Source organism: Roseomonas sp. TS2 (assembly GCF_058833935.1).
Map to the genome: position 1 here is coordinate 1 of NZ_JCACVY010000212.1, position 6,690 is coordinate 6,690.

Below are 6,690 nucleotides of genomic sequence, written 5' to 3' on the forward strand. Positions count from 1 at the left end.
CCGCACCGCCACCAGGCCGCGCGGCGGGGTGCGGGCGAAGAGGCGCAGGACCAGCGTGTCGTCGGCCAGCACCGGCAGGCTTTCCTCGCCGCGCAGCGCCAGGGTCTGCGGCAGCGGCCAGGCCGGGTTGGCGGCGGTGAAGTCCGCCACCTCCTGCGCCGTGGCGAGGCCGCGCACCTGCAGCCGCAGCCAGGTGAAGATCTTCGCCGCCAGCGGGTCGGCGCCCTGGCTGGCAATGCTCTCGGCCTCGCTCCAGCGGCCGGCCTGCGCGGCCACCATGGCGGCGCGGCCGGTGGCGCGGGCGCTCTCCGTCGCCCAGGGCTGCGCTTCCGCCGTGGCGGCGAGAGGCGGCGCGAGGAAGGCCAGGGCCAGCAGCGGAGCGGCGAGCAGGCGGTGGCGGAGGGCGGGGCGGAAGCCAGGGCGGCGCGGCGCGGGGCACATGGGGCCGGACCCTAGCCGATCGGTCCCGCCTTGTCCCGCGCGGCGGAAGGGCAACCATGCGCGCGTGCCGCTTGTGTGGCGCCGCCGCCGCGCCTAGCTTCCCGCCTCTGCGGGCGCGCCGCCGCGCCACGCCGCCAGCCACTCCGGGAAGGAAAGTCTCGTCCGATGTTCAAGGGATCCCTCGTCGCGCTGATCACGCCGATGACCGAGGCCGGCGCCGTGGACGAGAAAGCCTTCCAGGATTTCGTCAACTGGCAGGTGGCCGAGGGCACCAGCGGCCTCATCCCCGTGGGCACCACCGGCGAGAGCCCGACCCTGTCGCATGAGGAGCACCACCGCGTGGTGGCGCTGTGCGTCGAGGCGGCGGGCGGGCGGGTGCCGGTGATCGCCGGCACGGGCAGCAACAGCACGGCCGAGGCGATCGAGCTGACCCGCCACGCCAAGGCGGCCGGCGCCGACGCCGCCCTGGTGGTGACGCCCTACTACAACAAGCCGACGCAGGAAGGCCTCTACCTGCACTTCACCGCCATCGCCGACGCGGTGGACCTGCCGATCATCATCTACAACATCCCGCCCCGCAGCGTGATCGACATGTCGGTCGAGACCATGGCGCGGCTGGCGAAGCACCCCAACATCATCGGCGTGAAGGACGCGACGGCGAACCTGACCCGCCCGCTGCACACCCGGCTCGCCTGCGGCACCGATTTCTGCCAGCTCTCGGGCGAGGACCACACGGCGCTCGCCTTCCGCGCCGCGGGCGGGGTGGGCTGCATCAGCGTGACGGCCAATGTGGCGCCGCGCCTCTGCGCCGAGATGCACGCCGCCTGGGAGGCCGGGCGGATCGACGAGGCGATGGCCCTCCAGGACCGGCTGACGCCGCTGCACGACGCGATGTTCTGCGAGACCTCGCCCGGCCCGGTGAAGTACGCCGCCAGCCTGCTGGCCAAGTCCTCCGCGTTCTGCCGCCTGCCCATGGCGCCGGTGGCGGACGCCACCCGGGCGCGCGTGAAGGCCGCCATGGTCACGGCCGGCCTGCTCAACTGAGGCGCCCGCCGCACTGAAACCGGGGCGGGGCGGGCGCCGTTCCTTCCTGCCCAACGCTTCCCCGCCGCCACCCTCCCACCCCCGGCGGGGACGAGACTGAGAGAACGATGGCCGAGCCCCGCAAGAAATCGCTGATCTCCCACGGCACCGCCGCGCAGAACCGCAAGGCGCGCTTCGACTACAAGATCGGCGACACCTACGAGGCCGGGCTGGTGCTGATGGGGCCGGAGGTGAAGTCGCTGCGCGCCGGCCGCGCCGCCATCGCCGAGGCCTGGGCCGGCGAGCGCGACGGCGAGCTGTGGCTGTTCAACTGCTACATCCCGGAATGGCAGGCGGGCAGCTTCGTCTCGCAGTTCGAGCCGCGCCGGCCGCGCAAGCTGCTGCTGAAGAAGAAGCAGATCGAGAGCCTGACCGGTGCCGTGGCGCGCGAGGGCGTGACGCTGGTGCCGCTGGAGATCCTGTTCAACGACCGCGGCATCGCCAAGGTCGTGCTCGGCCTGGGCGAGGGCAAGAACAAGGCCGACAAGCGCCACGCCATCGCCGCGCGCGACTGGCAGCGCGACAAGGCCCGGCTGATGCGCGACAAGGGCTGAACGGCTCTTCCGGGCAGGCCCTAGCCGGCGCCGCGGCCGAGCAGCGCCGCCACCCGCAGCGCGCTGGCCAGCGGCAGCTCGGGGTCTTCCCGCGCCGCGTCCAGCCGCTGCACCAGGGCGGAGAGGGCCAGCCCCTCCGCCGCCGCCATCGCCTCCAGCGCCGCCCAGAAGGCCGGCTCCAGCGCCACGCTGGTGCGGTGGCCCGCCAGGGTGAAGGAGCGCTTCTGGAGGTGGGCGCCGGTCATTGGCGGTGGCTCACCCGGCCCCGGCCAGGGTGGCGCCAGGGCTGACCATCTCCTCCGGCTTCACCCAGGCGTCGAAATCCTCGGGCTTCACATAGCCGAGCCGCTCGGCGGCGTCGCGCAGCGTCAGGTTCTCGGCCAGCGCCTTCTTGCCGATCTGCACCGCCTTGTCGTAGCCGATGCGCGGGTTCAGCACCGTCACCAGCATCAGCGACTTCGCCAGGTTCTCGGCGATACGCGGCCGGTTCGGCTCCAGCTTCTCCACCATGTTGTGGGCGAAGCTCTCGGCGGCGTCGGCCAGCAGCGTCACGGATTGCAGCGTGGCGTTGATGATGACGGGCTTGAAGACGTTCAGCTCCAGGTGGCCCTGCGCGCCGGCCACGGTGATGGCGGTGTGGTTGCCCATCACCTGCGCCGCCACCATGGTCAGCGCCTCCGACTGCGTCGGGTTGGTCTTGCCCGGCATGATAGAGGAGGACAGCCCGTCCGCCGGCACGACCAGCTCGGAGAAGCCGGAGCGCGGCCCGCTGCCCAGCAGGCGGATGTCGTTGCCGATCTTGGTGAGCGACACGGCCAGGGTGTTCAGCACCCCCGACAGCTCGACGAAGGAATCCTCCGCCCCCATCCCCTCGAACTTATTAGGGTTGGGCTGGAAGTCGAGCCCGGTGAGCGCGCGCACCCGCTCGCAGAAGGCGGTGTCGAAGTCAGGATGGCGGTTGAGGCCGGTGCCGACGGCGGTGCCGCCCTGCGGCAGCAGGCGCAGCCGGGGCAGGGCGCCGCGCAGCCGGTCCTGGCCATGCGCCACCTGCGCGGCCCAGGCGGCGAATTCCTGGCCCAGCGTCACCGGCACCGCGTCCATCAGGTGGGTGCGGCCGACCTTGACGATGTCGCCCCATTCCGCCGCCCGCTTCTCCAGCGCCGCCCGCAGCACGCCGAGCGCCGGGATCAGCCGCTGCTCCACCGCCTCGGTGGCGGCGATGTGCATCATGGTGGGGAAACTGTCGTTGGAGGACTGGCCGCGGTTGACGTGGTCGTTCGGGTGCACCGGCTTGCGGGTGCCGAGGGGCTGCCCCAGCATCTCGTTGGCGCGGTTCGAGATGACCTCGTTGGCGTTCATGTTGGTCTGGGTGCCGGAGCCGGTCTGCCAGACGGGAAGGGGGAAGTCGGCATCGCGCTCGCCCGCGGCGATCTCGGCGGCGGCGGCGATGATGGGGTCGGCGATCTCGGCCGGCAATTCGCTCAGCGCCTTGTTGGCCTCGGCGGCGGGGCGTAATAGGCCACGGGCGGCGGCGGCGGCGGGGCGTAGTAGTAGGCCGGCGGCGGTGCCGCCTGGGCGGTGGCGGCGCTGCCGACCAGCGCGCCCACGGCCAGGCCGCCGATGATGCCGGCCACGACCGCGCCGCCATTGCCGCCGCGGTGGCGGTGCCAGTCTCCCGCCTGCGCGGCTGGGCTGGCGAGGCCGATGGCCGCCAGGGCGGCACCGGCAAGGAACAAGGAGCGGAACGGGGTCATGTGGGTCGCCCTCCTGGGCTCTATCCTCCCACTATAGCGCCGATTGGCGCCGGAATAAGGCGAAGCGCGGGCGCGATCGTGGCGCGCCGGGCCTGCGCCCGGCGCGGGGCCGCCGCCTGGCCTCAGGCGCGGGCGCCGTAGGTGGCCAGCTCGATCAGGTTGCCATCCGGGTCTCGGCAATAGACGGAGGTAATGGGGCCGAGGGCCCCCGCCTTCGGCACCGGCCCCAGCTCCACCGTCACGCCACATTCGTGCAGGTGGGCGATGACGTCCTGCGCCGTGACGGCGACGACGAAGCAGAGATCCTGGCAGCCCGGGGCGGCGGCGGGGCCGGTGAACCACTCTTCCTGCGTCGCCGTCTCCGGGCGCAGGTTGATCTTCTGGCCGCCGAACCGCAGCGCGTTGCGGCGCTGCTCGCCAAAGGCCTCGCGGTCCATGCCCAGCACGCGCTGGTACCAGGAGGCCGTGATCTCCACATCCCGGCAGGTGATCACCAGGTGATCCAGCCGGTCCACCGCGAAACGCATGCTCAGCTTCCTCCCTCGCCGCGCGCCGGCTCATGCGGCGCCGGACGCAGCCGGGCCGTCACCTCGATCTCGATGCGCATGGCATCCGTCTGCAGCCCGGCATGGATCATGGTGGAGGCCGGGCGGGCCCGGCCCAGCCACCTCCGCGTGACGGGCCAGCAGAGCGGCCAGTCCTCCCGCCGCGGCACGATGAAGGTGGCGCGCACCACGTCGTCCAGCGTGGCGCCGGCCTGCTCCAGCGCGGCGGCGATGTTGCGGAAGGTCTGCTCGCACTGCTCCGCCACGCCCTCGGCGATGGTCATGGTGGCGTAGTCGTAGCCGGTGGTGCCGGAGACATAGACGGTGTCTCCCACCACCACGGCACGCGAGTAGCCGATCTCTTCCTCGAAGCGGCTGCCCGAGGAGATCAGGCGGCGTTCCATGCGGTGCTCCTCAGCCCGCGGCGGCGGGGCAGGGTTGCGCCCGGCGGACCCGTTCCGCCTGGGCCGGGAAGCGCGCCAGCCTGTCGGCCGGGCGCACGGGGCGGGCCACCAGCTCTCCGCCGCAATTGGGGCACCGCCCGCCGAGCCGCGCCGTGGCGCAGTCCCGGCAGAAGGTGCACTCGAAGGAGCAGATCAGCGCCTGCCGCGAATCGGGCGGCAGGTCGCGGTCGCAGCATTCGCAATTGGGGCGGAGCGCCAGCATGGCCGCGCTCTTACTCCAGCCCGTCGTAGAAGTCGTTGCCCTTGTCGTCCACCACGATGAAGGCGGGGAAGTCCTCCACCTCGATGCGCCAGACGGCTTCCATGCCGAGCTCCGGGTATTCCAGCACCTCTACCTTGCGGATGCAGTCCTGCGCCAGCCGCGCCGCCGGGCCGCCGACCGAGCCCAGGTAGAAGCCGCCATGCGCCTTGCAGGCATTGGTGACAGCCTTGGAGCGGTTGCCCTTGGCAAGCATCACCAGGCTACCGCCGGCGGCCTGGAAGGCGGCCACGTAGCTGTCCATGCGGCCCGCCGTGGTGGGGCCGAAGGAGCCCGTGGGCAGGCCCTCGGGGGTCTTGGCCGGGCCGGCGTAGTAGACCGGGTGGTCCTTCAGGTATTGCGGCAGGCCTTCGCCACGGTCGAGCCGCTCCTGCAGCTTGGCGTGGGCGATGTCGCGCGCCACGACGATGGTGCCGGTGAGCGAGACGCGGGTCTTGACCGGGTGCTTCGACAGCTCGGCGCGGATCTCGTCCATCGGCCGGTTGAGGTCGAGCTTCACCACCTCGCCACCCAGGATCTCGTCCGTGGTCTCGGGCAGGAAGCGGGCCGGGTCGTGCTCCAGCGCCTCCAGGAACACGCCCTCGGGCGTGATCTTGGCCTTGATTTGCCGGTCGGCGGAGCAGGAGACGCCGATACCGATGGGCAGGCTCGCGCCATGGCGGGGCAGGCGGATGACGCGCACGTCGTGGCAGAAATACTTGCCGCCGAACTGCGCGCCGATGCCCAGATTCTGCGTCAGCTTGTGGACTTCCTGCTCCAGCTCGCGGTCGCGCAGGCCGTGGCCGGACCTGTCGCCGGTGGCGGGCAGCTCGTCCAGGTAGCGGGTGGAGGCCAGCTTCACCGTCTTGAGCGTCGTCTCGGCCGAGGTGCCGCCGATGACGATGGCCAGGTGGTAGGGTGGGCAGGCGGAGGTGCCCAGCGTCTTGATCTTCTCCTCCAGGAAGGCCAGCAGCTTCGGCTTGTTCAGCACGGCGCGGGTCTGCTGGAAGAGGAAGGTCTTGTTGGCTGAGCCGCCGCCCTTGAGCACGAACATCATGTGGAACTCGTCCGCATGGTGGTCGCCGGGGGAGGCGTAGATGTCGAACTGCACGGGGAGGTTGTTGCCGGTGTTCACCTCCTCGAACATCGAGAGCGGCGCCATCTGCGAGTAGCGCAGGTTCGTCTCGGTATAGGTACGGTGGACGCCGTAGGAGAGCGCCTCCTCCTCGTCCCCCTCGACCCAGACGCGCTGGCCCTTCTTGCCGAAGACGATGGCGGTGCCGGTGTCCTGGCACATCGGCAGCACGCCGCCGGCCGAGATGGAGGCGTTCTTCAGCAGGTCGAGCGCCACGAAGCGGTCATTGGCGCTGGCCTCGGGGTCCTTCAGGATCTTGGCGAGCTGCTCCAGGTGGCCGGGGCGGAGGAAGTGGGACACCTCCTTGCACGCCGTGAAGGCCAGCTGCTCCAGCGCCCCGGGCGAGACCTTGAGGACCTTCTTGCCCTCGACCTCGATGACCTTCACCCCCTCGATCGGCAGCTTGCGGTAGGTGGTGCGGTCCTCGCCCAGCGGCAGCATGGGGGAGTACTGGAAGCCCTTGCTGCGCTGGGAAA

9 protein-coding genes and 1 pseudogene are annotated in these 6,690 nt (G+C 71.4%); 2 read left to right on the forward strand and 8 right to left on the reverse strand.

All coding sequences use genetic code 11. From position 1 onward, the window contains the following. Window positions 1–441, reverse strand: a pseudogene (locus tag ACZJYS_RS21450) (lytic transglycosylase domain-containing protein); the annotation flags it as partial. Between the two features lie 165 nt (window positions 442–606). Here ACZJYS_RS21450 and dapA point away from each other — a divergent pair. Then, window positions 607–1,485, forward strand: coding sequence for a 4-hydroxy-tetrahydrodipicolinate synthase (gene dapA, locus ACZJYS_RS21455; RefSeq protein WP_493180259.1), 879 nt, complete (start codon window positions 607–609; stop codon window positions 1,483–1,485). A gap of 107 nt (window positions 1,486–1,592) precedes the next feature. Continuing rightward, window positions 1,593–2,078: an SsrA-binding protein SmpB gene (gene smpB / locus ACZJYS_RS21460; RefSeq protein ID WP_109515099.1), complete on the forward strand. Its 486-nt coding sequence runs from the start codon at window positions 1,593–1,595 to the stop codon at window positions 2,076–2,078. A gap of 20 nt (window positions 2,079–2,098) precedes the next feature. Here the strand turns inward: smpB and ACZJYS_RS21465 are convergent, their stop codons facing one another. The 7 genes from ACZJYS_RS21465 to ACZJYS_RS21495 form a co-directional block, all read right to left on the reverse strand. Then, a complete protein-coding gene (locus ACZJYS_RS21465) occupies window positions 2,099–2,323 on the reverse strand; it encodes a ribbon-helix-helix domain-containing protein (protein ID WP_109515100.1) in 225 nt (74 codons plus the stop codon). Window positions 2,324–2,333: 10 nt separating this feature from the next. Next, window positions 2,334–3,554, reverse strand: a complete 1,221-nt coding sequence (locus ACZJYS_RS21470; protein ID WP_493180260.1) for a class II fumarate hydratase — start codon at window positions 3,552–3,554, stop codon at window positions 2,334–2,336. 5 nt (window positions 3,555–3,559) lie between these two features. After that, on the reverse strand, window positions 3,560–3,832 hold the full coding sequence (locus tag ACZJYS_RS21475) for a hypothetical protein (RefSeq protein WP_493180261.1): 273 nt from the start codon (window positions 3,830–3,832) through the stop codon (window positions 3,560–3,562). 122 nt (window positions 3,833–3,954) lie between these two features. Continuing rightward, window positions 3,955–4,359: a VOC family protein gene (locus ACZJYS_RS21480; protein ID WP_379649091.1), complete on the reverse strand. Its 405-nt coding sequence runs from the start codon at window positions 4,357–4,359 to the stop codon at window positions 3,955–3,957. 2 nt (window positions 4,360–4,361) lie between these two features. Next, a complete protein-coding gene (locus ACZJYS_RS21485) occupies window positions 4,362–4,781 on the reverse strand; it encodes a RidA family protein (RefSeq protein ID WP_109515104.1) in 420 nt (139 codons plus the stop codon). A 10-nt stretch (window positions 4,782–4,791) separates the two neighbouring features. Next, a complete protein-coding gene (locus ACZJYS_RS21490; RefSeq protein WP_493180262.1) occupies window positions 4,792–5,043 on the reverse strand; it encodes a DUF1272 domain-containing protein in 252 nt (83 codons plus the stop codon). Window positions 5,044–5,053: 10 nt separating this feature from the next. After that, the gene (locus ACZJYS_RS21495; RefSeq protein WP_109515458.1) at window positions 5,054–6,655 is read right to left on the reverse strand and encodes a fumarate hydratase; all 1,602 of its coding nucleotides are present in this window, start codon (window positions 6,653–6,655) and stop codon (window positions 5,054–5,056) included. Window positions 6,656–6,690 lie beyond the last annotated feature (35 nt).

Bases quoted from the DNA above. Each gene is read 5' to 3' on its own strand.
- dapA (WP_493180259.1), top strand. From the start codon at position 607: ATGTTCAAGGGATCCCTCGTCGCGCTGATCACGCCGATGACCGAGGCC.
- ACZJYS_RS21475 (WP_493180261.1), bottom strand. From the start codon at position 3,832: ATGACCCCGTTCCGCTCCTTGTTCCTTGCCGGTGCCGCCCTGGCGGCC.
- ACZJYS_RS21490 (WP_493180262.1), bottom strand. From the start codon at position 5,043: ATGCTGGCGCTCCGCCCCAATTGCGAATGCTGCGACCGCGACCTGCCG.
- ACZJYS_RS21480 (WP_379649091.1), bottom strand. From the start codon at position 4,359: ATGCGTTTCGCGGTGGACCGGCTGGATCACCTGGTGATCACCTGCCGG.
- smpB (WP_109515099.1), top strand. From the start codon at position 1,593: ATGGCCGAGCCCCGCAAGAAATCGCTGATCTCCCACGGCACCGCCGCG.
- ACZJYS_RS21495 (WP_109515458.1), bottom strand. From the start codon at position 6,655: ATGCTGCCGCTGGGCGAGGACCGCACCACCTACCGCAAGCTGCCGATC.
- ACZJYS_RS21465 (WP_109515100.1), bottom strand. From the start codon at position 2,323: ATGACCGGCGCCCACCTCCAGAAGCGCTCCTTCACCCTGGCGGGCCAC.
- ACZJYS_RS21485 (WP_109515104.1), bottom strand. From the start codon at position 4,781: ATGGAACGCCGCCTGATCTCCTCGGGCAGCCGCTTCGAGGAAGAGATC.